This is a genomic window from Caldisericia bacterium, assembly GCA_021158845.1.
GTDB lineage: Bacteria > Caldisericota > Caldisericia > B22-G15 > B22-G15 > B22-G15.
This window is the reverse complement of the sequence record JAGGSY010000105.1, coordinates 1-1,658: the sequence shown is the minus strand read 5'-3', so window position 1 is coordinate 1,658 and position 1,658 is coordinate 1. Positions and strand designations below refer to the sequence as shown.

Annotated in this window: 1 protein-coding gene; it reads right to left on the bottom strand. The window is 57.7% G+C overall.

The window, feature by feature from the left end; translation table 11 throughout:
• Nucleotides 1-84: 84 nt before the first annotated feature.
• On the bottom strand, nucleotides 85-1,254 hold the full coding sequence (locus J7J33_04065; protein MCD6168465.1) for an IS110 family transposase: 1,170 nt from the start codon (nucleotides 1,252-1,254) through the stop codon (nucleotides 85-87).
• Nucleotides 1,255-1,658: the final 404 nt, after the last annotated feature.

Sequence of the window (1,658 nt, the reverse complement as noted above, 5' to 3'; positions counted from 1 at the left end):
CTCTTATTCTTATTTAATCATAACCGAGCTTGCCATAAAGGCAAGGGCGTGATTGTCCACCGGGTCCACCTATGTTAGGGGGAGTCAAGTGACAGGTGCGGCAAGAGACAGACGAGCGTTGCGGCCAGAGGTTACGAGCGCATCGGCGAGGAGAGGTAGCTCTAGTTCCCGTAGGCGATCCGCGACAAAGGCTCTCGAAGACGGGGCTGACAGCTGCTGACGACCTATCCGGTAGGCCCACTCCTGAAGCTTGCGCACGTAGGACACCTGACGTAAGTATTGGTAGTTGGACTTCTCCGTGAGCATATGCCAGATGGTGACCAGCAGCTTGCGGGCGATCGCCACGATAGCGATACTATAGCCGCGCCGCTGGGCGATGCGCTGATGGACCTGACGCCAATGGGCATCCCAGCGCACCGCGGCTTGGGCGGCCTCGATCATCAGCCAGCGCAGCAGACGATCACCGCTCTTGGTGATGTGACCGTGATACGCGCGACGGCCCGACTGGTGTTCCCGCGGCACCAGCCCCACATAGCCAGCTAGCTTATTCGCCGATGGAAAGCGCCGGACATCTCCGAGTACGGCCACGATGGAAAAGGCGGTGTACAACCCCACACCTGTGATCTGCATGAGACGCGCGATACGCGGGTCATCTTGCGCCAGACGTGCAATCTGCCGTTCACACTCCTGGATCTGTTTCTCTGAGAACTCGATCCGCGCTAGCAGCTGTCTGAGGATGAGTTGCTCCACCTGGGGCAACTTCTGGTGTGTCAGCCAGTCTCGCCCGGCCGCCGAAAAGAGGTCTCTTTCAGGACTCTGGAGGTTGTGAGTTTGCAGGAGGTGATGGAGCTGGTTCTTGGCCTGAGTACACTGTTTCCGCAAGCGACCGCGGTGGCGGGCCAGTTGGCGCCATTGGCGCACCTGGGGGCTAGGGATCCACACTTCACTGATGAAGTTCGCGGCCAGCAGACAGGCCAGGGCGCGGGCATCGACTTTGTCGTTCTTGATCTGCGCCTCGGCGATCAGCTTGGTCTTGTATGGATTAGCCACCACCACCTGACCTGCGTAACGCTCCAGCATCTCCACCACAGCCCAGGTGTTGGTCGTCACTTCAATCACCACCCCGTCATGCTTCCCCAGGTGGCGACCACACCACCGCTCTAAGTCACCCATGCTGACCCGTTCGCTGCGTAACACCACCTCCTGCTCCCGATTGACCCCCACGATCACCGCATACTGCTTGTGAATGTCCATTCCCACAAATCGTGTTATCATCTGTATGCATCCCTTTCTATGGCTTGTGGCGAGGTGAGCGGAAAGCTGCTAGGTGCACGCACCTATTCGTGGTCTAGACCACAACTGGGCAAGTCGTTCACCGGGCAAACATTCCAACGAGCTCGTAGCTCAGCACCCCGGGCGACCGGCTTTCCGGCTCAACCTAAGGTTGTGCCCAGTCCTACTAGCTTAACCTTCCCTCGCCTCGCCTCAAGTCCTCGCTCACCTCCCTCTCACATACTAACATCTGCTGGCGTAAGTGTGGGGCTGCCATCTTTCGGCGGCAAGGTTGACGCTTCAAAATCTAAAGAAAGCGAACGTCAGCAAACATTGCAACTTACAGACCCTGCGTACTTCAATGTTCTTTATCAATACCTGATACA